Below are 25,731 nucleotides of genomic sequence, written 5' to 3'. Positions count from 1 at the left end.
GCGTCCGCCGGGCGGCGCGGCCAAAACCGGGAGGAGAACCATGAGGAGGAATAACATGAAGACCATGCTTGCCAAGCTGATGCTTGCCGCTTCCGTCATCGGCGGCGGCATGCAGGCGGCGGCCGCCGAGACCGCCAACATCTGGGTGCGCGCCGACGGCTCGAACTTCATGCCGCGCATCGTCGACGCCTTCAACAAGGCGAACAAGGACCAGATCAAGCTCGACATCATTCCCAATGCCGAGATCATCCCGAAATATGGTGCCGCCGCCGCCGGCGGCACCGCGCCCGACGCGCTCTCGCTCGACCTGATCTACACGCCGTCCTTCGCCGCCGCCGGCCAGCTGGAGGACATCACCGACTGGGCGAAATCCTTGCCCTATTTTTCGAGCCTCTCGCCGGCGCATGTGAAGACCGGCACCTATAAGGACCGCATCTACGGCTTGCCGTTCTCGGCCGACGCCTCGGTGCTGATCTGGAACAAGAAGCTGTTCAAGCAGGCGGGGCTTGACCCGGAGAAGGGGCCGGCCAACTGGGCCGAGATCGAGGCCGACGCCGAAAAGGTCAACGCGCTCGGCGGCGATATCAAGGGCTTCTACTTCTCCGGCAATTGCGGCGGCTGCAACATCTTCACCTTCACGCCGCTGATCTGGGCCTCGGGCGGAGACATCCTGTCGGAGGACGGTTCGAAGGCGACGCTCGACAGCCCGCAGCTGCGCGGCGCGATCGACCTCTACCGCTCGATGGTCAAGAAAGGCCTGGTGCCCGAGGGCGCGCAGACCGACACCGGCGCCAATTTCTTCGCCGCCTTCGCCGGCGGCAAGATCGGCCTGTCGCCGTCCGGCGCCTTCGCCATCGGCGCGCTCAACACGCAGTACCCCGACGTCGACTACGGCATCACCTTCCTGCCGGGCAAGGATGGCGGCTGGTCCTCCTTCGCCGGCGGCGACAATTTCGTCGTCACCAAGGGCACCAAGAAGATCGCCGTGGTGAAGGAGTTCCTCGACTTCGCCTATTCGCTCGAAGGCCAGACCATCCTCGCCAAATATGGCAGCCTGCCGGTGCGCAACGACATCGCCAAGGACGCGCTGAAGGATCTCGACCCGCGCTACCAGGTGGCGGCCGAGGCGATGGCCAAGGGCAGGACGCCTTATTCGGTGGTGTTCAACGACCTGATCAACTCCGCCAACGGTCCGTGGACGCAGATGATCAACGAGGTGTTCTTCGGCGACGACGTCGACGGCGCCATCAAGAACGCCCAGGAGACCATGCAGTCGATCATCGACCAGGCGCCGAACAAGTAAGCGCCTGCCTTAACCTCCCCCTTGAGGGGAGGTCGGACCGCAGGTCCGGGTGGGGTCGCCCGCGGCAGTGCTCGACGCTATCTCCCCGTCGAGTGCGTCGCGGAGGACCCCACCCCCGGCCTGCGGCCGGACCCTCCCCTCAAGGGGGAGGGGGACGCCGCGCCCAACGGATGAAAACGAAATGGCTTCCATCGCCGTCACCTCCGCGCCCGCCCGAACACGCACCGCCACCAGCCTGCGGCAATGGATCGGCCTGCTCTATGTCCTTCCGGCGGTCGCCTTCGTCACCGTCTTCTTCGTCGTCCCGCTCGGCATGACGGCGTGGATGTCGCTCAACAACTGGCCGCTGATGGGCGAGCATTCCTTCGTCGGCCTAGACAATTATGTCGCCATCCTGCGCGACACGCGCTTCTGGAATGCGCTGAAATTCACCTTCTACTACACGGTGGTCGTCACCATCGCGATCTTCGCCGTCGCCTTTCCGCTGGCGATCTTCATCGAAAGGCCGCGCCCCTTCACCAACCTCTACCGCACCGCCTTCTTCATGCCGGCGGTGGTCGGCTTCGCTTCGGCCAGCCTGCTGTGGTCCTGGCTGCTCAACGTCGATTCCGGCCTGTTCAGCCCCGCCGCCTACGACCTCGGCCTGACCGAAAAGAAGGTCAATCTTCTGGCGACCTTCCAGCCGGCCTTCTGGTCGATCATCGCCATGGTGGTGTGGAAGGTCGCCGGCTTCACCATGATCATCCTGATGACGGGCCTGCAGTCGATACCGCAGGATTTGCAGGAGGCCGCCGTCATCGATGGCGCCGGCCCGTTCGCCAGGTTCCGGGCGATCACGCTGCCGCTGATGCGCCGCACGCTGGCCTTGGCGCTGATCCTGTCGGTGGCGGGCTCGATCCTCGCCTTCGACCAGTTCTACATCATCCTGCGCGGCGGCCCGCGCAACCAGACGCTGACGGCGGTCTACTGGATCTTCAACCAGTCCTTCGTCTCGTTCAAGCTCGGCTACGGCGCGGCGCTTTCGATGGTGCTCTTGGTCATCCTGGTGGCGCTGAGCCTCATCCAGCTCTGGCTGCTGCGCAAGCCCGAGGGGCTCGACTGATGGCCGAGGCGATGTCGCAGAACCGCAAGGCGGCCTTCAGCCTCGCCAGGCATTCCACCGGCATCATCGCCTCGGTGCTGTTCCTGGCGCCGATCGTGTGGACGGTGCTGTCGACCTTCAAGCCGGCGCAGGAGGCGCGTCAGCCGCCGCTGCCGCCCTGGCCAACCACCGGCTTCTCCATCGAGAATTACGAGACGCTGAACTCCTTCGGCGACGGGCTCCGGGCCTCGGCGCAGAACAGCATCTATGTCTCGGTGATGACGGTGCTGCTCTCGGTGCTGGTCAGCGTGCTCGCCGGCTACGGCTTCTCGCGCTTCCGCTTTCCGTTCCGGGATTTCTTCTTCGTCCTTATCCTGTCGACGATCATGATCCCGTTCCAGTCGATCCTGACGCCGATCTTCCTGGTGCTGACGAGGCTCGGCCTGCACAACACGCTGACGGGTTTGGTCTGCGTCTATGTCACGCTGCAGCTGCCGTTCTCGATCTTCATGATGCGCAACGCTTTCGACGCCGTGCCGCGCGAGATCGAGGAGGCCGCGCGCATGGACGGCGCCAACAACGTCACCATGCTCATCAAGGTGATGCTGCCGCTTGTCTGGCCGGGTGTCGTCACCATCGCGCTGTTCGCCTTCCTCGGCGCCTGGAACGAATTCCTGGCCGCGCTCGTGCTGATGACCGACCAGTCCAAATTCACCTTGCCGGTGATGATGACGGCACTTCAGTCAGGCCGCTTCGGCGCCATCGACTGGGGCGCGGTGCAGGCGGGCGTCACGGTGATGATGGTGCCCTGCCTGATCCTCTTCCTGGCGCTGCAGCGCTTCTACATCCGCGGCCTCATGGCCGGGGCCGTCAAGTAATTCGAATGGAGTGAACCTCATGACCGCATCGCAGCCCGCCAACGAGACCGGCACCTCCGCCAGGCCGAAGCTCGCCTTCCGGCCGTTGCCCGTGCCGCAGGTCGATATGCGCGGCTTCTGGGGCGACCGGGTCGACGCGGTCGCCGCCAAGACCGCCGGCATTCTCTACGATCGCTGCGTCGAGGCGCGCATGCTGGAGCAGGTCGATCCGGACCGGCCGTCGCCGGGCGTCGTCATCCCGTTCCATTCGCCATCGCCCGACGAGGCCGGCGAGCAGGGCGCCGAGTTCACCGGCTCGACGGTGACGACCCAGATGTTCTGGGATTCCGACTGGGGCAAGACGATCGAGACCGCCGCCTATTCGCTCTATCGCCGCCGCAACTCGGAGTTGGAAAAGAAGATCGACGCCGTCATCGAGATGTATGAAAAACTGCAGCAGGAGGATGGCTATCTCTCCAGCTGGTATCAGCGCATCCAGCCCGGCCTGCGCTGGACGAACCTGCGCGACTGCCACGAGCTCTACTGCGCCGGCCATCTGATCGAGGGCGCGGTCGCCTATTACCAGGCGACGGGAAAGCGCAAGCTGCTCGACATCATGTGCCGCTATGCCGACCACATCGCCTCGATGTTCGGCCCCGAACCCGGCAAGAAAAAGGGTTACTGCGGCCATGAGGAGATCGAGCTGGCGCTGGTCAAGCTGGCGCGGGCCACCGGCGAGAAGAAGTACATGGAACTCGCGAAGTACTTCATCGACCAGCGCGGCCAGCAGCCGCATTATTTCGATGAGGAAGCGCGCGCCCGCGGCGCCGATCCGAAGGCCTATCACTTCAAGACCTACGAATATAACCAGTCGCACAAGCCGGTGCGCGAGCAGGACAAGGTCGTCGGCCACGCGGTGCGCGCCATGTATCTCTATTCCGGCATGGCCGACATCGCGACGGAATATGGCGACGACACGCTGCGCGTAGCGCTCGACCGGCTCTGGGACGATCTCATGACCAAGAGCCTCTACGTCACCGGCGGTCTCGGGCCGTCGGCGCACAATGAAGGCTTCACCAGTGATTACGACCTGCCCAACGAGACAGCCTATGCCGAGACCTGCGCCTCGGTCGGCCTGGTGTTCTGGGCAAGCCGCATGCTCGGCATGGGTCCGAACGCCCGCTATGCCGACATGATGGAGCGGGCGCTCTACAACGGCTCGATCTCGGGTCTCTCGCTCGACGGCTCGCTGTTTTTCTACGAGAACCCGCTGGAGAGCCGCGGCGGCCATCATCGCTGGAAGTGGCACCGCTGCCCGTGCTGCCCGCCCAATATCGGTCGCATGGTGGCCTCGATCGGCAGCTATTTCTACGGCCTCGCCGACGATGCGCTGGCGGTCCATCTCTATGGCGACTCGACCGCGCGCTTCGAGATCGCCGGCCGACAGGTTGCCCTCGTCCAGACCAGCAACTATCCGTGGGATGGCGCGGTCGCGATCGAGGTCGGGCCGGAGGCGCCGGTTGCGTTCACGCTTCATTTGCGCGTGCCGTCCTGGTGCCGCAAGGCGGCACTTCGGGTCAACGGCAAGCTCGTCGATCTCGAAGCGGCGACGGCCGACGGCTATGCCGCGATCCGCCGCGAATGGCGCCAGGGCGACAAGGTCGAGCTCGACCTCGAAATGTCGACGGCGCGCCTCTTCGCCAACCCGCAGGTGCGCCAGGACATCGGCCGCGTCGCGCTTGCGCGCGGCCCGCTGATCTACTGCGTCGAGGAGACCGACAATGGCGGCGGGCTGCACCGCATCGCCTTGCCGCGCGAAGCAAGGCTCGAGGCCCGCAAGGAGCCGAACCTGCTCGGCGGCATCGTCACCCTCTCGGCCATAGGCAGCAGGGCCGAGACGGAAAAATGGGGCCACGATCTCTATCGATCAGAGCCGCCGGCAGCGGAGGAGACGACAGTCAGGGCAATCCCGTACTTTGCCTGGGACAACCGCGAACCCGGCGAGATGCTCGTGTGGCTGAGGGAAGGGTAGGGCTCCGGCTACAGATGCACGTAAGCCGTCAGCGGCAGGTGGTCGGAGGCGACGCGCGACAGCGGCGTGTCATGCGCCTCGACGCCTGAAACCAGATCGTGTCGGTTGCCCATGATGCGGTCGAGCGCCAGCACCGGCAGGCCCGACGGGAAGGTGGGCACCGCCGGCGGCGTAGGCCCGAAGGTCGTGTGCAGCGTGTTCAGCGCCGAGCGGTTGCCGAGCCGCCATTCGTTGAGGTCGCCGAGCAAGAGCGTCGGCCTCTCGTCGGCGCTGCTCATGATGTCGAGGACGACGCGGGCCTGCTCGGAGCGCGAGCGGCGCAAAAGGCCGAGATGGGCGGCAATCACGCGCAGCGACCGTTTCTCGTCGAGATCGATTTCGGCGACCAGCGCGCCGCGCGGCTCCAGCCCCGGCAGCTTGAGCTGGTGGACGTCTCGCACGGTGCCGCGCTTGAACAGGAGCACGTTGCCGCGCCAGCCGTGTCCCTTGCCGTTGCCGGTGACCGGCACCGGCACCAGCCCCGTTTCCAGTTCCAGCCGGGCAAGGTCGAGCAGCCCGGCGCGGTCGCCGAAGCGGTTGTCTGCTTCCTGCAGGGCGATCACGTCGGGGCTGATTTCGCGGATGACGCGTGCCGTCCTGTCGGGGTCGAACCTGCGGTCCGTGCCAATGCATTTATGGACGTTGTAGGAGGCAACGACGATCTCGGCGCCGTTGACGCGCTTGCGCGGCGTCGCCTTCGCCTTGCGCGCATTTCTGGCGCGGATCGACAACAGCACGGTCTCCGGCAGGCTGCGTCCTTTGATGTCGTCTATCTCCATGATCCTGCTGCTCGATTTCCTGCTCTAAAGATAGGGCGATCCCAGCCACAGCAAACGGTCGAAGACGCGGACAATGAAGGGTCTTTCCTTCAGCGTCTGCAGCGTCACCGGCTGCGCGGTGGAGATGGCCGCCTCGATGCGGGCGTCAATCTCGGCGGCGAAGTTTTGATCCAGGACTTCCATGTCGATCTCGAAATTCAGCCTCAGCGAACGGGCGTCCAGGTTGGAGGAGCCGACATAGGCCCACACGCCGTCGATCGCCATCAGCTTCGAATGATCGAACGAACCTTCGTGGCGCCAGACCCGGCAATAGTGCTTCAAAACCTGGTCGAACTGCGCCGTCATCGCATGGTCGACGAGGAAAAGGTTGTTCACCGCCGGCACCACGATGTCGATTTCGACGCCGCGCCGGCCGGCCGTGGTCAGCGCGCTGATGAACTCCCGGTCCGGCAGGAAATAGGGCGACATGATGCGGATCGATTTGCGCGCCACCGAAAACGCGCCCATCAGCAGCTTGAGATTGGTTTCGTTGGACGCGTCCGGCCCGGTCGCGACCGCGCGCACCAGCATCGGCTGCCCGGGCGGCGGCGCGGCGCGTTCGACCTGCCAGGGCCCGTCCTTCAAGGCCTCGTTGCCGGCAAAGCGCCAGTCCTCGGCGGCAACCGCGAACAGATCGGCCACCACCGGCCCGGTGACCTCGAAATGGGTATCGCGCGAACTGTCTGAACCGGCGAATTCGGCTGAGAATCCCTTGCGGATGTTCATGCCTCCCGTGAACGCCACCGTGCCGTCGACGATCAGGATCTTCCTGTGGGTCCTGAGATTGGCATAGGGAAGTCTCAGGCCCATGACGATGTTGCCGTTGAAGAGATCGACGGTGACGTCGGCCTCCTTCAGTTGTTTCAGAATACTGGGCACCGAGTAGCGCACGCCGACGGCGTCGATCAGCACCCGCACGGTGACGCCGCGCTTGACGGCGTTGCCGAGCGACTGGACGAAAAGCGCTCCGACCGCGTCATTGTCGAAGATATAGGTTTCCAGAAGGACGCTTCTTTGCGCGGCGTCAATTGCCCGGCACATCGCCGCATACGCCTCGTCGCCGGTCTTTAGCACCGCGATGGTGTTTCCGGAGGTGAGCGGACGCCGCGCCACCCTGTCGCCGAGCGTCTTCAGCCCGGTGAAGCGTTGCCCGTATTCGGCGTTGATCAAGGCTTCCAGCGCGACGTCGCGGTCATGCCTGGCAGCGGCGGCCTCGGGCGAGACCGGCCGCATGGCGCTGATCGTCGCGCGGCGGATGCGGTTGATGCCGGCGATCGCGTAGATGATCGCGCCGAGGAAAGGCGACAAGAGCATCACGCCCACCCAGCCGGTGGCGGCGCGCACGTCTTCCTTCGTCATGATGGCGTGCACGATGCCCACCGCCGCCATCGCCAGCGAGAGGACCAGGATAAGCGTCGACCAGTGACTCGCAATCGCCTCGAACATCGGCCCGACTATTGTGCGGGCCGGCGCAGAAGGCAATGCGGACGGTCAAGGCTATTCCGGCAAATGGGCGCCAGCACGGCAATGCGCCGCCTGTACCTCGACGGCACGCGCCATTTTCCTTGCCTGCCGCGTGAAGAATGTCACGGGGCGGACGCAGCGACCTTCGGGCGGGTGCCGCGTCCGAACTCGACGTCCCAGCTGCGTTCCGCCGGGGCGGATTCCCCGCTCAGCCCGAGTTTGGGGAAAAGCAGTTCGGCGACGTTGAAGACCTCTTCCAGATGCGGGTAGGCGGACGCGATGATCGTTTCGATGCCGATCTCCTGATACTCGCGGATTCGCGCCGCGACATTGTCGGGATTGCCGACGAGCGCGGTTCCGGCGCCGCCGCGCACCAGCCCGGGCCCGGCCCACAGATTCGGACCGATGACCAGCTTGTCGCGCCGGCCCTGATGCAAAGCCGACATACGCTTCTGCCCAACCGATTCCGAGATGTTGACGAAGCCGTTCTGGGCTTCGGCGATCAGGTCGTCGGTGACATGGCTGATCAGCCGGTCGGCGGCGGCCCAGGCCTCGTCCTCGGTTTCGCGCACGATCAAATGGATGCGCAGGCCGAAGCGGATCGTGCGGCCTTGCGCCGCCGCCGCTTTTTTCACGCGACCGATTTTTTCGGCGAGCTGGTCCACCGGTTCGCCCCAGCTCAGATAGGCGTCCACATGCTTGGCGGCGATCGCGATGCCGGCATCGGAAGAGCCTCCGAACCAGAGCGGCGGATGCGGTTGCTGAATGGGCGGGAAAGAGATGTCGGTGCCGTGCGCCGAGAGGTACTTGCCCTCGAAATCGGCCGGCTCACCGGAAAGGATCCGCCGCCAGATGGTCAGGAACTCGTCTGTCTGCGCATAGCGCTCGTCATGAGCGAGCTTATTGCCGTCGCCCGCTAGGTCGGCCGGATCAGCCCCGGTGACGACGTTGAGCAGCACCCGGCCGCCGGAAATGCGGTCCAGCGTGGCCGCGTGGCGCGCGAACAGCGCCGGAGTCCCGCTGCCCGGCCGGAGCGCCACCAGGAACTTCAGCCGTTCGGTGAGCGGGATCAGCCCGGCGGCCACGATCCAGGCGTCCTCGCACCGTGTGCCCGTGGGCAGAAGCACGCCCTTGAAGCCAAGCCGGTCGGCGGCCTGGGCGATCTCCTTGAGATAGCCGAAGGTCGCCGGCCGGTGGCGCTCGTCGGTGCCGAGATAGGGGCCGTCGCCATGGGTCGGCAGATACCAGTAGAGATCGAGCGGACGGGCGTTGTTGCCGGACATCGGATAGTTCCTTCAGCGATTGCGGAATCCGGGAAGCAAGCCTCAGAGCTTGCCTTTCCAGGGGATGAGGCGATGTTCCAGCCAGCGCATGCCGCTGGTGAAGGCGAAGGCAAGCGCGGCGATGACGATGAGGCCGACGAACACGACATCGGTCGCGAGGAAATTGGCCGCCGACATGATCATGTAGCCGAGGCCGGACTGGGCCGCGATCAGCTCGGCCGCGACCAGTGTCGACAATCCGGCGCCGATGGCGATCTTCAGGCCAGTCAGGATTTCCGGCAGTGCGGACGGTAGGACGATGCTGGTGAAGAGCTGCAGCCGGCTGGCGCCGAGGGACAGCGCCGCGTTGATGCGTTCGACCGGCACGGAACGGACACCCGCCTGTGCAGCAAAGCAGATGGGCGCGAAGGTCGACAGCGACAGGAGAACGATCTTGGAAGTCTCGCCGATGCCGAGCCAGATGATCAGCAGAGGCAAATAGGCCAGCGGCGGCAGGCCCCAATAGAGATCGATCGGCACGCTGAAGATGCCTTTGACCCAGCGGTTGAGCCCCATGAGCAGGCCGAGCGGAATGCCCACGAAAATGCCGACGCCGAGCGCCGCGCCTATGCGGCCGAGGCTTGCCAGCGTGTGGTCGAGCAGCGTGCCGTTGGCATAGCCGTCGGCCGCGACGGCGGTGAACTGGGTCAGCACATCGGCCGGCGACGGCAGGAAAAGCGGCGACGCCCAGCCGAAACGCGCGGCGAGGAACCACAAGGCGATCAGCCCCGCCAGCGTGACGAGGCTGATACCGAACGTGCTTGTCGATGCGGCCCGGCGCGGTTGGAGAGAGGGCTTCCGCTGAGCCGTCGCGGGCTGGAACGAGGTTGGGGAATTGGCGGCAAACGTCATTGCAAGGTTCCTGTGCGGGCGCCTTCCGGCTGGTGGATGAGCGAGCGGATTTCCTGCCGCAATTCGATGAAACGCCGGTGAGACTGGATCGGCCCGATGTCGCCGCTTTCGGCGAAGTCGCGCACGAAGTCGGCGTCGAAGCGGGCGACGATGCGGCCCGGCCGGGGCGACATCACGACGATGGTCGTCCCGAGCGTAAGCGCTTCCTCGATCGAGTGGGTGATGAACAGGATCTGCTTGCCGGTCTTGGCCCAGACCGAGGCCAGCAACTGTTGCATCGTCTCGCGCGTCAGGCTGTCGAGGGCGCCGAACGGTTCGTCCATCAAAAGGATTTTCGGATCGGTGGCCAGCGCCCGGGCGATGCCGACCCGCTGGCGCATGCCGCCGGACAGTTCATATGGCGGCTTTTCGGCGAAATCGGCGAGGCCGACCAGTTCCAAAAGGTGCCTGGACCGCTCATGGCGTTCGCCTCGCGGCACGCCCCGGTACTTCAGGCCAAGCGCGACGTTGTCCAGCACATTGGCCCAAGGCAGCAGGGTGTCCTTCTGGAACACGACGCCGCGATCGCCGCCTGGCGCCACGATCTCCTGTCCGTCGAGCGTGATGGTGCCTTCGGAGAGCGGCAGGAAGCCGGCGATCGCGTTCAGCAATGTCGACTTGCCGCAGCCGGAAGCACCGACCGCGACAACGATGGAAGCGGGAGCGATATCGAGCGAGACGTGATCGAGCGCATGCACGTCCTGGCCGTCGGAAGCCGGAAAAGTGACACTGGCATCGCGGATTCGAAGCATGGTGGCCTCCGGGCGATTTGGCCGGCGCGCCGGCCAAATCGCGTTTCTTCAGGGATTGCTAGTTCGAGGCCTTGGCCACTTCCGCGTATTGCGGATCGGCGAAGGCCGCGTAGCTGTCCTTGATCGAGGTGATCTTGTGCTGGTCCTTCAGGAAGCTCGCGGTGTCCTTGAGGATTTTCGCGACCGCGCTCTTTTCGCCGCCCCCCAGCCATTTGTCGGAAACCTGTTCGTCGAGCGGCGGGACCACGGTCGTCTTCAGCTGTTCCGAATTCTCGGCCGCCGTGCCGCCCTGCAATTTCGCGATCGCCTTGGCGCTCTCGGAGTCCGGGCCCCAGGCGGCCGGGTTGCTCAGATAGGCCTGGTTGTAGCCGTCGATCAGCCGCACATACTGGCCGAGGAACTCCGGATTGGCCTTGGCGAACGCGCCTGTGACGACCAGCGCGCTGAAGGTCGGCGCGCCGCGATCGGCGACCTGGCCGGCGGTAAGCAAGACCTTGCCGTTCTTCTTGAGTTCGGACAGCGCCGGATCCCAGACGAAGCCCCCGTCGATGTCGCCGCGCTTCCAGGCTGCGACGATCTCGGGCTGCGGAATGGCGATGACCTGGGTTTCCTTTTCGGAAATGCCTTCCTGCTTGAGCACGGCCAGAAGCTGATAATGGTCGGTCGAGACCGGCGCCGCGGCGAGCTTCTTGCCGCGCAGATCCGCCGGCGACTTGATTTCGGGCCGCACCACCAGGGCCTCGCCGTCACGCGAGACCGACGAGATGTAGAACGCTTTCACGTCGATACCCTTGCTGACGGCAGCCGAGAACGGGCTCGACCCGACATCGCCGATCTGCACATCGCCGGATGCGATGGCGGCGAAGATGTCGGCGCCGGAATTGAAGCGGCGGAATTCGATGTTCCACCCGGTCTTCTTGGCAAGGTCGCCATTGGCGATGCCGAGATTGTAGGGGTTGGCGCCGGTCTGGTAGGCGATGACGACTTTCTTGTCGTCCGCGGCGTTCGCCGCGGTGTGCGCGGACGCCAGGGCAAGCCCGAAAAGGGCGGCGGAAATCAATTTTCGCATGGGCTTTAATCCTTTGAACGGAGGGCACTGCCTCGATTGCAGCCACCAGTGGGCCGCGAATTAAAGTCGACTAACCCGATAGAATTAGACAGAAATGATATTCCGAAAGGGCGATCCGCGATGAAAAAGAATTGAGCTGAAATGCGAGGTGATCCCGCAGGGTCATTCTACGCAGGCACAGGTCGTGCCTCGCAGAGGCCCRCCGGCTGCGAGGCCGAAGCGTGGCGTTACGACTGTCTGGCGGCAAGAACCGCGGTCATCCGATCGGCCAGTTCCGCGATCGGTCCCGTTTTTTCCCAGGCATAGATCGAGACCGCCATCGAGGGTTCGGCGCCGAACGCCGCATAGGACCGGACATGACGCCCGGCCACCGCGCTTTTGGGCAGCAACGAGAGGCCGAGCCCGGCCTCCACGCCGATCAGCACGTTGCGCAGGCTGCTGCCGGAGAAGGCGATGTACCAGCGCCGTTGTTCGCGTTCGATCCGCTCGAACATGGCCTCGCGATAGAGGCCGCCGGGCGGAAAGGCGACGAGCGGCACCGGATCGGCCCAATCGGATTGACGGTCAGCGCTTTCGAACCACGCCAGGGGTTCGGGAAAGCTCGCCCGGCAGTCGGGCTCGGCCACCGCTTCCTTGACCACCACGATGTCGAACTCGCCGGCGCGGTAACGCCGGGCAAGGTCCCGGCTCAGGCCGGCGGTGACGTCCAGCCGCGCCGCGCGGTTGTTCTTGGCGAAGCCGCCGAACACCTCCGCCATCTGCGAATTGACGATATCCTCGGGCACGCCGATCCGCACCGGCGCGGTGCCGGCCGGATCGCCAAGCGCCGTTTCCGCCTCATGCTGCAAGGCAAGGATGCGCCGCGCATAGCCTAGCAGGCGTTCGCCCGCGGCCGTCGGCTGGATCGGCCTCGTGTCGCGATCGACCAGACTTTGGCCGACCGCGTCCTCCAGCCGGGCAAGCTGCTGGCTGATCGTCGATTGCGTCATGTTGAGCCGCTCCGCGGCCTGCGTGAAGCTGCCGGCGTCGGCAATCGCGATGAAGGAACGCAGAAGGCGCGGATCGAGCATCTTTTCCGTTTCGTCGGTGCATCGGTATCGGTCATTTAAAATCATAATGCGGTGGATGCATATATTTAATTTCTAAATGTAGATGCGCGGCCCTATCTGGAAGCGCGGACAAGGCCATGCGTGGCCGCTACCGCAGGAGCCAGGAATGCGTCGTCTCTTTTTTGCTTTTGCCTTGCTGGCGCTCGCTTCCGTTTCGGCGATCGCCTCAGGAGAAACCATGCGCACCACCCCTTTGCATGCAGCGGCCGCCGCCGACGACGTGGGCGCCATCGGCAGGCTTTTGTCGCAGGGCGCCGCGATCGATGCGCGCGACGGCACCGGCGCCACGCCGCTCCTTGTCGCCACGCACGAGAACAAGATAGCAGCCGCCAAGGCGCTGATCGCTGCCGGTGCGAACGTCAACGCCAAGGACAATATCGAGGACAGTCCTTACCTCTACGCCGGGGCGCGTGGGCATCTCGAAATCCTCAAGCTGACGCTCGCGCATGGCGCCGATCTCAAGAGCATCAACCGCTATGGCGGCACCGCCCTCATCCCGGCGTCGGAGCGCGGCCATGTCGAGACCGTGCGCACGCTGCTCGAGGCCGGTGTCGATGTCGACCATGTCAACAAGCTCGGTTGGACCGCGCTGCTCGAGGCGATCATTCTCGGCGACGGCGGCGAGCGCCACCAAAAGATCGTCGAAGTGCTGATCAAGGCCGGAGCCGACGTCGATCTCGCCGACGGCGATGGCGTGACGCCGCTGCGGCATGCGCGGGACCGCGGCTTCAAGGAGATCGAGAAGCTCCTCACGGCCGCTGGCGCAAGCTGAGAAGAATGGGCGGTGCCATGAACGGACAAAAGGGCATCGAGGCGACTTCCAGCCGCGTTCTCATGCTTGCCATGGTCGCCCTGGTCGGGCTCAACCTCAGGCCGTTCATCACCGGCATCGGTCCGCTGGCGGCGGGCGTGCGTGCCGAGACCGGTCTCGGCACCCAGGGCGTCGCGCTGCTGACGCTGGTGCCGATACTGCTGATGGGGATCCTTGCCTTTGCCGGTCCTTCCCTGCAGGCGCTGATTGGTGCCAGCCGGGCGGTCATCGCGGCGCTGGCCATCCTCGCCCTCGCGTCCTTCCTGCGCCTCTTCGTGTCGACCGGTTTCGGGATGATAGGTACCGCCGCCTTGCTCGGCCTGGGGGCGGCCGTCGTTCAGGCTGTGTTCCCCGGCATCGTCAAGCGGCAGTTCCCCGGCCATGTCAGCCTCGTGATGGGGCTTTATTCATCGATGCTGATGGGCGGCGGCGCGGTTGGCGCGCAGCTCGCGCCGCTGATCGCCACGGCCTCGGGCGACTGGCATTTCGGGCTCGCCTGGATGGCGTTGCCGGCATTGATCGCAGCGGTGCTCGCCTTGGCCTGCTTGCCGCGCGACGCCGTCCGCCCGCAAGGCATGAACGCGGCGGCGGCCCTTCTCAAGCGGCCGCGCACCTGGCTGCTGATGGCTTGCTTCGGCCTCGTCAATGGCGGCTACTCGACCGCGGTGGCATGGCTTGCGCCTTACTATCAGGAACAGGGCTGGACGAGCGGCTCAAGCGGCGGCCTGCTGGCGGTCATGGCCGTAGGGCAGGCGCTCTCGGCCCTGCTGCTGCCGGCCCTTGCCGGCAAGAGTGCCGACCGCCGGCCGTGGCTCTGGCTGACCTTGGCCATGCAGGGCGCTGGTTTTGCCGGGTTGATCCTGCAGCCCGGGACCGCGCCCTTCATCCTCGCGCTGCTGCTGGGAGCGGGGCTCGGCGGCTCCTTCTCGCTCACCATGATCGTCGCGCTCGAACATCTGCCGGACCCGGCGGAAGCCGGCGCGCTGTCGGCCATGATGCAAGGCGGCGGCTTCCTCGTCGCCGCGATACCGCCCTGGATCGTCGCGGTGCTGCACGACATGACCGGCGGTTTTCGCGCCGGCTGGCTGCTGCATCTCGGCTGCATATCGATCGTCACCGTGCTGACTTTCCGCCTTGCGCCCGGCAGTTATGCGCCGGCAATGAAGTTACGGACACCTGAACCGGTCGCGGCGTGATGCAGGCTCACCAGCCGGAACCCGCCTAAAGCTTCCTGAAGAAGCCCGACAGGATGTTCGGACCCGTTTCGCCCGGCCGTAGCCGGATCCCGTCCTCGAAGCAGTTCAGCGTCACGCATTCGAAGCCGCCGGCTGCGAGCAGCGCCACCAGCGAGTCGCGGTCGAAATGGTGCAGGTGCTCGTTGGGCAGGCGCATGCGCCACTTGGCGAACCACGCGTCGCCGTCGGTGCCGAGCTCGCGCCAGCGGCAATAAGGGACGGCGACGGCCAGGTGGCGAGCCTGAAGGCGCGAGAGGAAGCTCAGGTCCGGGATGTGCTCGAGCACGTCGAACATGGCGACAAGATCCCATGAGCCGGCGAGCGCCTGATTCCAATCGACGAAGCGGACACCCTTGGGCAGCGGGAACTCGGCGATATCGCAGCCGGCGCAATCGGCGACGCCGGTTATCTTGGCGGCTTCGATGAACGTCCCGGTACCATATCCGATTTCCAGCACCGAGCGAGGAACCTCACCGGTGATGCCGAGCACCCAGCCAAGCCGCTGATAGCCGAGCTTGATGGTCCGGTCGCTCAGGTCCTCATAGTAGGAAATATATTTCTTGTCGTATTTGATCGGCGTGAAGTCGATCTGGTGGATCACACCGAACCTGTCCACCTCATAATTGTCCAACATTTGCCCACGGCCCCCGGAATTCCTTACAAGGTCAATTACACGCAGCCACGGTCTTGAGCGCTTCGGCCCGGGAGGTGGCGGGCAGATTTCCGATCCGTCGAACGGATGCGTAGAACCTCGGATAGTCGCGCGCGCATAAGTCGAACAAGCGAAGGAACGCTGGAACCTCTTCGCCGTAGACGGCAGTCGCGGCAAGCTTTGCGTTGTTGATCGGGCTGTCGAACCAGGCGTCGTAGCCGCGGTATCCGGCCCATCGCCGGTCGCGCATTTGTCGGTAGCGCGTCCGCAGCCTGTCGATCGTGGCTGCCTTGGCGGCCGCCATCTGCTCCGGACCGCGCGGGCTTCCATAGACCTGTCGCAGCTCGTCCCGGGTCTTCGCGATCAGTCCGAGAAAATCGGCCTTGCGCTTGTGGTCGATTTCGTAGCTGCGCAATCCGGCGCGATTGCCGGTGGCGCGCAGCCATTTCCTTGTACCGGTGGTTTCGACGGAAACCGCGAAAGCCTCGTTGAACGCGGAGTCGCCGTTCACATAGACTTTCTGGTGCGCCAGCTCGTGGAAAACAAGGCTTGCGAGGTAGGTGTCGTTCTGGCGCAGCATGGTGCTGAGCAACGGGTCGCTGAACCAGCCGAGCGTGGAATACGCCGTAATGCCCGTCACATAGACGTCCAGCCCCTGTCGTTGCAGTTGAGCGGCATTTTCGAGCGCGTCCTTGCGCGAGAAATAGCCTTTGTAGGGAACGCATCCGAAGACCGGAAAGCACCATGTTACCGGCGCGAGCGAGAATTGCRGCGCGGCGAAGACCGCCAGGGTCACATCATTGCGGCCGACATCGACATAGCTGCGGTAGCTGCTGTTGTCGGGCAGCGCCAGTTCTTCCGTGGCAAAGCGGCGTATGGCGCTGGCCGAGGTCAACTTGGCGCGCAATGGTTCCGGCGTCGACGGATTATGGATCAGCGTCGCAACATTCTTCCGCGCGGCCATGATCTCGACATGGCCCTCCAACGACTGCGCATAATAGGAAATGCTGGTGCATCCGGCCACGCCGGACATCAGGACTGCAGCGGCGAGCAATCGAAAAATGCGCTTCAAAGCCTGCCCACCGCCTGCTCTTCTCCTCGGGAGCAAATGTTCCCATGCTCCTCATGTCTCAAACAGGCGGACCTGCTTCGTCAAGACCAGAGAACGCTGCTGCCTACTGTCGATTTGACGAGCCGGCGTCGGATCATGCGCCATGCGGCGCTCATGGACAGGTTACCGCCCGTCTAAATGGAACCGAAGTACGGCTCGCGCGTTGTGCCTCTCGCGGGAGTGTGCCCGCAAGGGGACGTTTTTCATTCACGACAGTCTTTATCGCTATCAGCCGGGGCTGTGAGGGGGCGCTGTGAGTACGTTGAGATCCAAGCCGCAATTGGACCGCCGCCAGATTTTGAACGCGCTCAAGGCCTTCCGCCGGGGCGATTTCTCTGTGCGTATCGACAATGTCTATGAAGGCCTCGATTCCGATATCGCAGACACCTTCAACCAGATCGTGGAGATCAACGATCAGGTCACGCGCGAGTTCGAGCGGCTGAGCAGGGTGGTCGGCAAGGACGGGCGGATCGGTGAGCGCGGCCACGTGCGCAATGCCACGGGCAGCTGGGAAACAAGCGTCCGCTCCGTCAACGATCTGATCGAGGACATGGTTCAGCCGACCACCGAGGTGGCTCGCGTCATTGGTGCGGTTGCCAAGGGTGACCTGTCGCAAACCATGATGGTGGAGATCGACGGCCGGCCTCTGCGAGGCGAGTTTCTCCGCATCGGCAAGGTCGTCAACACCATGGTCGGGCAGTTGGGGTCCTTCGCTTCGGAGGTGACGCGCGTTGCCCGCGAGGTGGGCACCGAAGGCAAGCTCGGTGGCCAGGCGCGGGTGAAGGGCGTGGCCGGCACCTGGAAAGACCTGACCGACAACGTCAACGCCATGGCGACCAACCTCACCGGACAGGTCCGCAATATCGCCGAAGTCACCACGGCCGTCGCCTCGGGCGACCTGTCGAAGAAAATCACCGTCGACGTGAAAGGCGAAATCCTGGAGCTCAAGAACACCATCAACACGATGGTGGACCAGCTCAATTCGTTCGCCTCGGAAGTGACGCGCGTGGCGCGCGAGGTCGGCACCGAAGGCAAGCTCGGCGGTCAGGCGCGCGTCGAAGGCGTCGGCGGCACCTGGAAAGACCTTACCGATAACGTCAATTCGATGGCCGAGAACCTGACCGGTCAGGTCCGCAACATCGCCGAGGTCACGACAGCCGTCGCGCTCGGCGACCTTTCGAAGAAGATCACCGTCGATGTGAAGGGCGAAATTCTCGAGCTGAAGAACACCATCAACACGATGGTGGACCAGCTCAACTCGTTCGCCTCCGAGGTGACCCGCGTGGCGCGTGAGGTCGGTTCCGAGGGCAAGCTGGGAGGCCAGGCCCAGGTACGTGGTGTCGCGGGCACCTGGAAGGATCTGACGGATAATGTGAACTCGATGGCCGAGAACCTGACCGGACAGGTTCGCAACATCGCCGAAGTGACGACGGCGGTCGCGTCTGGCGATCTGTCGAAGAAGATCACCGTGGCCGTTCAGGGCGAGATATTGGAGCTCAAGGACACCATCAACACCATGGTGGACCAGCTCAATTCCTTTGCGTCGGAGGTGACGCGCGTTGCCCGCGAAGTCGGCACCGAGGGCAAGCTTGGCGGCCAGGCCGACGTGAAGGGCGTCGGCGGCACCTGGAAGGACCTGACCGACAGTGTCAACCTGATGGCTGCCAATCTTACAGGCCAGGTGCGCAATATCGCCGAAGTGACCACCGCCGTCGCGCGCGGCGACCTGTCGAAGAAGATCACGGTCGACGTCAAGGGCGAAATCCTGGAACTGAAAGACACCGTCAACACGATGGTGGATCAGCTCAACTCCTTCGCTTCGGAAGTGACGCGCGTGGCGCGTGAAGTCGGCTCGGAAGGCAAGCTTGGCGGGCAGGCTCATGTGGAAGGCGTTGGCGGCACCTGGAAGGATTTGACCGACAATGTGAACGCAATGGCCGGCAATCTCACCGTGCAACTGCGTGACGTCTCCAAGGTCGCGACCGCGATCGCCACTGGCGACTTGACGCAGAAGATCACGGTCGATGCCTTGGGCGAGATCCTGCAGATCAAGGACGTCATCAACACGATGGTCGACCAGCTCAATTCGTTTGCCTCGGAAGTGACGCGCGTCGCGCGCGAGGTCGGCTCCGACGGCAAGCTGGGTGGGCAAGCACAGGTTCGCGGCGTGGCCGGCACGTGGAAGGATCTGACCGACAATGTGAATGCCATGGCCGCGAATTTGACCGGCCAGGTGCGCAATATCGCCGAGGTGACGACGGCTGTCGCCCTTGGCGACCTTTCCAAGAAGATCACCGTCGACGTCAAAGGCGAGATCCTGGAGCTGAAATCCACCATCAACACCATGGTCGACCAGCTCAACTCCTTCGCCGGCGAGGTGACGCGTGTCGCACGCGAGGTTGGCACCGAGGGCAAATTGGGCGGCCAGGCCCAAGTCCGAGGTGTTGCGGGCACATGGAAGGACCTCACCGACAACGTGAATTCCATGGCCGAAAACCTCACCGGCCAGGTGCGTAACATCGCTGAAGTGACCACCGCCGTCGCACGCGGCGATCTGTCGAAAAAGATCACCGTGGATGTCAAAGGCGAGATCCTGGAGCTGAAGTCGACGATCAACACCATGGTCGATCAGCTGAACTCCTTCGCCGGGGAGGTGACGCGCGTGGCGCGCGAGGTCGGTACCGAGGGCAAACTCGGCGGCCAGGCCCGCGTCGAGGGTGTTGCCGGCACCTGGAAGGATCTGACGGACAACGTCAACCTGATGGCCACCAACCTGACGAACCAAGTGCGCGGTATCGCGGATGTCGTGACCGCGGTGGCGCAGGGAAATCTGCGCCGCAAGCTCACCGTCGATGCCAAGGGCGAGATCGCCTCGCTGGCCGATACCATAAATGGCATGATCGAGACGCTCGCCACCTTTGCCGACCAGGTGACAAACGTCGCGCGCGAGGTCGGCATCGAAGGCAAGCTCGGCGGCCAGGCTCGCGTGCCGGGCGCGGCAGGGCTATGGCGCGACCTGACCGACAATGTCAATCAGCTGGCAGCCAACCTCACCACGCAGGTGCGAGCTATCGCCGAAGTGTCGACGGCAGTGACCAAGGGTGATCTGACACGATCCATCAGCGTCCAGGCGTCAGGCGAAGTGGCGGCACTCAAGGACAACATCAACGAGATGATCCGCAACCTCAAGGATCAGACGCTCAAGAACGCCGAGCAGGATTGGCTGAAGACCAATCTGGCGCGGTTCTCGCGCATGTTGCAAGGCGAGCGCGATCTGGCGACGGTGTCGCGCCTGATCATGTCCGAGCTGGCGCCGCTGGTGAATGCGCAATACGGCGTCTTCTATGTGACCAACCGGGAAGAAGACGAGTCCTATCTCGAGCTCGCCGCGTCCTACGGGGCTGAAAGCAAGTCGGCGATGAAACAGCGTCTTGATTGGCGCGAGGGCTTGATCGGCCAAAGCGCCGCCGACAAGCGCGCGATCGTCCTCGACAATGTGCCGCCGGACTTCCTGCGCATCACATCGGGCCTCGGCAACGCCACACCGGCCAACGTCATCATCCTGCCCGCGCTCTTCGAAGAGGAAGTCAAGGCCGTGATCGAGCTTGCCTCCTTCAGCGAGTTCCGCGACACGCACCAGTCGTTCCTCAACCAACTGATGGAATCGGTCGGCATCGTGCTCAACACGATCGCGGCGACGATGCGCACTGAAGGGTTGCTCAAACAGTCGCAACTGCTGACCTCGGAATTGCAAGCACGCCAGACGGAACTAACCAAGAAGCAGGAGGAACTGCACGCCACCAACGAGGAGTTGCAGGAAAAGGCGCAGCTGCTCGAAAACGAAAAGAAGCAGGTGGAGAACAAGAACCTGGAAATCGAAATGGCGCGGCGAGCACTTGAGGAGAAGGCCGAACAGCTCGCCCTGACCTCCAAGTACAAATCCGAATTCCTGGCCAATATGAGCCACGAGCTCCGCACGCCACTGAACTCGCTGCTCATTCTCTCGAATCTGTTGGCCAGCAACCAGCAGGGAAATCTCAACGACAAGCAGGTCGAGTTTGCCCGCACCATCAACTCGGCCGGTACTGACCTGCTCAGTCTCATCAACGACATCCTCGACCTGTCGAAGATCGAGTCCGGCACCGTTTCCGTCGAGATCAATGACATGCCGCTGGCGCATCTGCGCCAGCACATGGAACGCACGTTCCGTCAGTTGGCCGCCGACAAGGGACTGGGCTTCACGATAGAACTTGACCCGGGACTTCCGGAGACAGTGCGCACCGACGAGAAGCGGCTGCAGCAAATCGTGCTCAATCTGTTGTCGAACGCGTTCAAATTCACGTCGACCGGTAACGTCAGCCTCACCTTCAGGCCGGAGAAGACCGCGCGGCGCAACGGTGCCCAGGCGCCGAAGGCGCTCGCTATCGCGGTCACCGATACCGGTATCGGCATTCCCGATGATAAGCAGAAGTTGATCTTCGAGGCTTTCCAGCAGGCCGACGGCACCACCAGCCGCAAATATGGCGGCACCGGGCTCGGCCTGTCGATCAGCCGTGAAATCGCGCGGCTGCTCGGAGGCGAACTGAGGGTGGAGAGCACGCCAGGCAAGGGATCGACATTCACGCTCGTAATCCCCATGGAGGGTCCGAGAGCGGTTCCGCAGCCCGTGATTGTCGAACAGGAGGTGGTGGCTCCGGCGGCTGGTGTTTCCGTCCCGGAATTGATCGACGATCGCGATGCCCTCTCGCCCGAAGACAGGGTCGTGCTTATCGTAGAGGACGATCCCACCTTTGCAGGACTGCTGCTGGGCATGGCGCGCTCGGCGGGCCTCAAGGGCGTCTTGTCCACCGCAGGCTCCGGGACAGTAGCGCTCGCCAGGAAGCTGGTGCCGGATGCGATCACGCTGGACCTCGGTCTTTCGGATATCGATGGCTGGGTGMTGTTCGATCTTTTGCGGCACGATCCCAAGACCGCCGGCATCCCGATCCATGTCATCTCGGGTGCGGAAGATACGGCGGGCCTGTTGCGCAATGGCGCCGCCAGCGTCTCGACCAAGCCTGTGTCATCTGACGACCTCATGAAGGTGTTCGAGGACATTCAATCGAGCCAGTTGCGCATCCAGCGCAATGTCCTGATCGTGGATGCCGATCCCGAGCGGCGGCTTGCCCTGGTCGAAGGGATCCGCGATGGCGTCACTTCCGTCACACCTGTCGGTCGGATCGCTGCAAATGGTCGGGGAATAGACTTCGATATCTATGACGCGATTGTGCTGGGCTTTGGGAGGTCGGGCAAGGACAACGCCAAGATGATTGAGGAGATCGCGGCCTCGCTCGAGAGCCTGTCATCCAAGCTCGTGTTCTTCGCACCCTATCCGGAGGCTCTGGAGCAACTGATCGGGCTCAAGCCGGAATTGGCGGACGTTGCCCGTGCCGAGAATTTTGGCCAGTTGGCGCTGCTGATGTCGGCAACCCTGCCGCGAGACAGWCACACCAATGGGGCCGCGACCTCCCAACGATCGGACAAGACCGACCTTGCCGGCGCCAAAGTCCTCATCGTCGACGACGACATCCGCAACATCTATTCGCTGACCAGCGTGCTCGAAACATATGGTATCCAGGTTTTGCATGCCGAGCGTGGTCGCGATGGCATCGCGCTGCTCGAGCAAAATCCAGACATGGATGTCGCGCTCATCGACATCATGATGCCTGAGATGGACGGCTATGAGACGATGCGGCAGATACGCGGCATGCCATCGATCGCGCACGTCCCCCTTATCTCGGTGACTGCCAAGGCAATGAAGGGCGACCGGCAAAAGTGCCTTGATGCCGGTGCTTCGGATTACATAGCAAAGCCTGTGGACCTCGACCTTCTGCTCGCGCTGCTCCGGGTCTGGATCGGTCGATCGCGACAGCACGCCCAGCCGGCAGAGAAGCTTGTGGCGGCCATGTGACGGGTCGCCAATGCAAAGGATGCTGAAGACCAAAACCGAACATCGTGCGGCCCTGTCAGAGGTAGCGCAAGGCGCGCGCATCCTCGCCGTTGATGATGACGATCGCAATCTCCTGGCGATCAGCGARGTCTTGGCTGGAGTGGGCGAGGTTGTCTGCGCACAGTCCGGCGAGGAGGCGTTGCGGTTCCTTTTGAAGGAAGAGTTCGCCGTAATTCTTCTGGACGTGCTAATGCCGGGATTGGACGGATACGAGACGGCCTCGTTGATCCGCCAAAGAGAGCAGTCGAGGCGGACTCCGATCATCTTCCTGACCGCGATCAACAAGGAAGAAGCGCATATGCTGCGCGGCTACGATGCCGGTGCGGTCGATTTCGTCTTTAAGCCGTTCGATTCAGCCATGCTGCGTTCCAAGGTGGCCGTGTTCATCGAATTGCACGAGAAGACCCTGGAAATCCAGCGCAAGGCAATCGTGGAGCAGACGCTGCTGGAGCAGGCGCTGGAGGCGCAAAAGTCAAGGCTTCAGGCGGAGCGAGCCTTGCGTGCCGCGGAGCAGCGCCAGGAAGCCATACTGCAATCGGTTCCGGTTTGCTTTCATGCTCGATCGCTCGAACCGCCGTTTGATGCCCGCTTCGTCACCAGCGGGATCGAGCGGTTGACCGGATTTTCTCCCGAGCGGCTGACGTCCGAGCCTGGCTTTGGCCTGAGCCGTGTGCATCCGGACGACTTGCCGGACGTCGAGGCCGCCCTGCTTGGCGCCAAAGCGGCCGGCGCCTACAGCTGCGAATTCCGATGGCAGTGCGCGGATGGCAAATACCGAAGCTTCCTGGACCAGGGCGTCATCTCGCATAATCCCGTGGAGAACACGCAAGAAATCGTCGGAACGCTGCTCGACATAACCGAGCGGCGCGAGCTTGAAGACAGGCTGCTCCAAGCGCAGCGCCTTGACGCCATCGGCAAGCTTACAGGCGGACTTGCCCATGATTTCAACAACCTGCTTGCGGCAATCCTCAGCGGGCTCGGGCTGCTCGAGCGCAGCACCGCGCTCGACGAGCAGGCGAAGAAGGTGCTCGACCTAACAAGGCGCTCGGCCAAACAAGGCGCCGAATTGGTCAATCGCATGCTCGCCTTCTCCCGGCGTCAGCATCTGAAGCCCGAACCTTTGCAACTGGCAACCCTGGTCGAGCCGCTGAACGGGCTCGTGGCGCCAGTGCTCGGAGGTCTGGTTCGCTTCGAATGGCAAATCGACAATTCGGTTTGGCCTGTGCTGGTGGACGCAGGCCAACTCGAACTCGCTCTCATGAATTTGGTTTTCAACGCGCGCGACGCGATGCCTACGGGAGGTTCGATCACCATACGCGCCGAAAATCACACCACCCACAGCAACTCCGACGAACTGGGCGCGGGCGACTATGTCGTCATCTCGGTCATCGACACCGGTTCGGGTATTCCGGCCGATCTCGTGGCGAAGGTCATAGAGCCCTTTTTCACGACGAAACCCGTCGGCAAGGGGACCGGCCTTGGCTTGAGTACCGTCTACGGCTTTGCAAAGCAGTCTGGCGGCACGCTTCGGATCGAGAGCGTTGTCGAGCGAGGCACGGCGATGCAGCTGTGGCTGCCAAGATCGTTGAAGCAGCCAGCCCGATCGATCGAGCAGGGACAGATCAGCCAGCCCCGCATTGACGGCAATGGCGCTCTGCCGTCTATACTATTGGTCGACGACGGTGATGCGCTGCGCGAGTTGACGGCTGCGTCGTTGAGGCAAAGCGGCTTCCATGTGACATGCGCCGCCGGCGGTGCCGAGGCGCTGGCCAGGATCGAGAAGGCCCCGCAGGATTTCGACGTGATCGTCACCGATTTCGCCATGCCGCTCGTTTCAGGCCTGGACGTGATTCGATTTGCGCGCAATCTCAGGGCGGATTGGCCCGCCCTCATCATTACGGGCTATGCCGAAACCGAGGCAATCGGCGATCTGCCGGCAGATGTTCTTTTGCTCGCGAAACCTTACAAAGATCAGGAGCTTGTCGAGTCAATACTGATGGCGAGACGGGGAATGGCAGCCCCTGAGGCAGACCGGGCCGTTGTCAAGCTCACTTCCGCCCTGCCACCAGCCGCAGCCACGGCGCAAGATGGAACGCCGCCATCAACAGATACATAGGCGCCATGCCGCTGAGGACCGTGGCGCCCGACATGCACATCATGTCGTGGCTGCCATAGGCAGCCGTCAGCAGCGCCATCGCCGCGAAGGTGGGCGCCGCGGCGAGGCAAAGCCAGTCGGCGAGGCCGAAGCCGCTCAGGCGAGGGGCGGGATTGTCGATGCTCATGGTGTCCACCGTCTGGAGTGATTGAGTTCTCAGGCGTCCGAGAGGGAAGGGTGCGTGGCGAGATCGGCTCCGGCGGCGCGCGCCGCCGGAGTCGCTTCAGGCTCAGGCGTTCTTGTTGCGGAACGCCGCTTCGCCGGCGTCCGATACCTCGACCCATCTCTGGTCGGGGGCGGCGCCTTCCTCGTAATTGTCGTGCCAGTTCCACCATTTGTAGGTCTGGGTCTGCGGATAGCCTTCGGGCGAATCCTCCCACACCTCCTGGCGGCCGAGCGGCGTGACATCGAGATAGCTCCAGACGGTGCCGAACGCCTCGTCGCCGCGGTTGTTGACGAAATAGGTGCGGAAGATGCGCTTGCCGTCATGGATGAAGACGTTGTGGCCATGCCATTCGTCGACGCCGAAATCCTTATCCCAGCTGTCGGTGATGGTGTACCAGGGCATCTTCCAGTCCATGCGCTCCTTCAGCCGCTGGATGTCGGCCTGCGGCGCCCGCGAGGCATAGGCGAGCGTGGTGTCGCGGGCGTTGAGATGGGCGAGGTTGCCGACCTGGTCTGCGCCGAGCGAGCAGCCGCGACAGGCATGTTCGGGCCAGCCAAAGACGCCGGGCTCGAAGAAGGCGCGGTAGACGACGAGCTGGCGGCGGCCTTCGAAGAGGTCGAGCAGGCTCGCCTTGCCGTTCGGGCCTTCGAAGACATAGTCCTTCTTGACTTCCATCCACGGCATGCGGCGGCGTTCGGCGGCCAAGGCATCGCGGGCGCGGGTAAGCGCCTTTTCCTTCACGAGCATCTCTTCATAGGCGCCTTCCCACGCTTCCTGCGAAACGACCGGCGGTGTCTTCATGTGTTGGGTCATTGCTCTTGTCCCGTTCTTGCGTTTGGTTGGGGGTGACGAGGACAGACATAGGGCCGCGCCCG

Annotated in this window: 18 protein-coding genes and 1 pseudogene; 8 read left to right on the top strand and 11 right to left on the bottom strand. The window is 63.7% G+C overall.

The features are described 5' to 3' along the window. The first annotated feature begins 55 nt into the window (after window positions 1-55). From LCM4577_RS33035 to LCM4577_RS33020, 4 genes are all read left to right on the top strand, one after another. Entirely contained in the window at window positions 56-1,303 is a 1,248-nt protein-coding gene (locus LCM4577_RS33035) for a sugar ABC transporter substrate-binding protein (RefSeq protein WP_071074835.1), read from the top strand. A 181-nt stretch (window positions 1,304-1,484) separates the two neighbouring features. Further along, window positions 1,485-2,405: a carbohydrate ABC transporter permease gene (locus LCM4577_RS33030; protein WP_071074834.1), complete on the top strand. Its 921-nt coding sequence runs from the start codon at window positions 1,485-1,487 to the stop codon at window positions 2,403-2,405. Beyond that, entirely contained in the window at window positions 2,405-3,262 is an 858-nt protein-coding gene (locus LCM4577_RS33025; RefSeq protein WP_071074833.1) for a carbohydrate ABC transporter permease, read from the top strand. The genes LCM4577_RS33030 and LCM4577_RS33025 overlap by 1 nt, the downstream gene beginning before the upstream one ends. Window positions 3,263-3,281: 19 nt before the next feature. Then, window positions 3,282-5,273, top strand: a complete 1,992-nt coding sequence (locus tag LCM4577_RS33020; protein WP_071074832.1) for a glycoside hydrolase family 127 protein — start codon at window positions 3,282-3,284, stop codon at window positions 5,271-5,273. Between the two features lie 8 nt (window positions 5,274-5,281). On the opposite strand, the gene LCM4577_RS33015 is transcribed toward LCM4577_RS33020, so the two are convergent. The 7 genes from LCM4577_RS33015 to LCM4577_RS32985 all read right to left on the bottom strand — a co-directional run bounded on the left by LCM4577_RS33015 (window position 5,282) and on the right by LCM4577_RS32985 (window position 12,698). Further along, the gene (locus LCM4577_RS33015) at window positions 5,282-6,091 is read right to left on the bottom strand and encodes an endonuclease/exonuclease/phosphatase family protein (RefSeq protein ID WP_071034513.1); all 810 of its coding nucleotides are present in this window, start codon (window positions 6,089-6,091) and stop codon (window positions 5,282-5,284) included. 24 nt (window positions 6,092-6,115) lie between these two features. Further along, window positions 6,116-7,576 carry a phospholipase D-like domain-containing protein gene (locus LCM4577_RS33010; RefSeq protein ID WP_071074831.1) on the bottom strand — a complete coding sequence of 487 codons (1,461 nt, stop codon included), beginning with the start codon at window positions 7,574-7,576 and terminating at the stop codon, window positions 6,116-6,118. A gap of 140 nt (window positions 7,577-7,716) precedes the next feature. Then, window positions 7,717-8,877, bottom strand: coding sequence for an FMNH2-dependent alkanesulfonate monooxygenase (gene ssuD / locus LCM4577_RS33005; protein WP_040986659.1), 1,161 nt, complete (start codon window positions 8,875-8,877; stop codon window positions 7,717-7,719). A 42-nt stretch (window positions 8,878-8,919) separates the two neighbouring features. Beyond that, window positions 8,920-9,768 carry an ABC transporter permease subunit gene (locus tag LCM4577_RS33000; RefSeq protein ID WP_071074830.1) on the bottom strand — a complete coding sequence of 283 codons (849 nt, stop codon included), beginning with the start codon at window positions 9,766-9,768 and terminating at the stop codon, window positions 8,920-8,922. Beyond that, on the bottom strand, window positions 9,765-10,559 hold the full coding sequence (locus LCM4577_RS32995; RefSeq protein WP_040986655.1) for a taurine ABC transporter ATP-binding protein: 795 nt from the start codon (window positions 10,557-10,559) through the stop codon (window positions 9,765-9,767). The genes LCM4577_RS33000 and LCM4577_RS32995 overlap by 4 nt, the downstream gene beginning before the upstream one ends. Window positions 10,560-10,617: 58 nt before the next feature. Beyond that, window positions 10,618-11,628: a taurine ABC transporter substrate-binding protein gene (tauA, locus tag LCM4577_RS32990; protein WP_041009698.1), complete on the bottom strand. Its 1,011-nt coding sequence runs from the start codon at window positions 11,626-11,628 to the stop codon at window positions 10,618-10,620. Between the two features lie 227 nt (window positions 11,629-11,855). Next, complete coding sequence (locus LCM4577_RS32985) at window positions 11,856-12,698, bottom strand: LysR family transcriptional regulator (protein WP_041009861.1); 843 nt, start codon at window positions 12,696-12,698, stop codon at window positions 11,856-11,858. Window positions 12,699-12,843: 145 nt separating this feature from the next. Here LCM4577_RS32985 and LCM4577_RS32980 point away from each other — a divergent pair, with 145 nt between their 5' ends. After that, window positions 12,844-13,509 carry an ankyrin repeat domain-containing protein gene (locus LCM4577_RS32980; protein ID WP_083354932.1) on the top strand — a complete coding sequence of 222 codons (666 nt, stop codon included), beginning with the start codon at window positions 12,844-12,846 and terminating at the stop codon, window positions 13,507-13,509. A gap of 17 nt (window positions 13,510-13,526) precedes the next feature. Further along, the gene (locus LCM4577_RS32975; RefSeq protein WP_071074854.1) at window positions 13,527-14,744 is read left to right on the top strand and encodes a cyanate transporter; all 1,218 of its coding nucleotides are present in this window, start codon (window positions 13,527-13,529) and stop codon (window positions 14,742-14,744) included. 25 nt (window positions 14,745-14,769) lie between these two features. Here the strand turns inward: LCM4577_RS32975 and LCM4577_RS32970 are convergent, their stop codons facing one another. Then, a complete protein-coding gene (locus LCM4577_RS32970) occupies window positions 14,770-15,399 on the bottom strand; it encodes a class I SAM-dependent methyltransferase (protein WP_244510861.1) in 630 nt (209 codons plus the stop codon). A 49-nt stretch (window positions 15,400-15,448) separates the two neighbouring features. Then, window positions 15,449-16,468, bottom strand: a complete 1,020-nt coding sequence (locus LCM4577_RS32965; RefSeq protein ID WP_071074853.1) for an aminopeptidase — start codon at window positions 16,466-16,468, stop codon at window positions 15,449-15,451. Between the two features lie 331 nt (window positions 16,469-16,799). On the opposite strand from LCM4577_RS32965, the gene LCM4577_RS32960 reads away from it, so the two are divergent. Together LCM4577_RS32960 and LCM4577_RS32955 are read left to right on the top strand one after the other, a co-directional pair. Then, the gene (locus LCM4577_RS32960; RefSeq protein WP_071074829.1) at window positions 16,800-22,496 is read left to right on the top strand and encodes a HAMP domain-containing protein; all 5,697 of its coding nucleotides are present in this window, start codon (window positions 16,800-16,802) and stop codon (window positions 22,494-22,496) included. 19 nt (window positions 22,497-22,515) lie between these two features. After that, window positions 22,516-24,651 (top strand): response regulator, encoded by a 2,136-nt coding sequence (locus tag LCM4577_RS32955; RefSeq protein WP_244508496.1) that lies wholly within the window; start codon window positions 22,516-22,518, stop codon window positions 24,649-24,651. Here the strand turns inward: LCM4577_RS32955 and LCM4577_RS32950 are convergent. Next, window positions 24,584-24,775 (bottom strand): annotated as a pseudogene (locus LCM4577_RS32950) (hypothetical protein); the annotation flags it as partial. The gene LCM4577_RS32955 and the pseudogene LCM4577_RS32950 overlap by 68 nt on opposite strands. Before the next feature lie 144 nt (window positions 24,776-24,919). Beyond that, entirely contained in the window at window positions 24,920-25,669 is a 750-nt protein-coding gene (locus LCM4577_RS32945; RefSeq protein ID WP_040986640.1) for a DUF899 family protein, read from the bottom strand. Window positions 25,670-25,731 lie beyond the last annotated feature (62 nt).

The organism is Mesorhizobium sp. LCM 4577, from assembly GCF_001854795.2.
Taxonomy (GTDB): Bacteria; Pseudomonadota; Alphaproteobacteria; order Rhizobiales; family Rhizobiaceae; genus Mesorhizobium; species Mesorhizobium plurifarium.
This window is presented reverse-complemented; position numbering and strand designations above follow the sequence as displayed.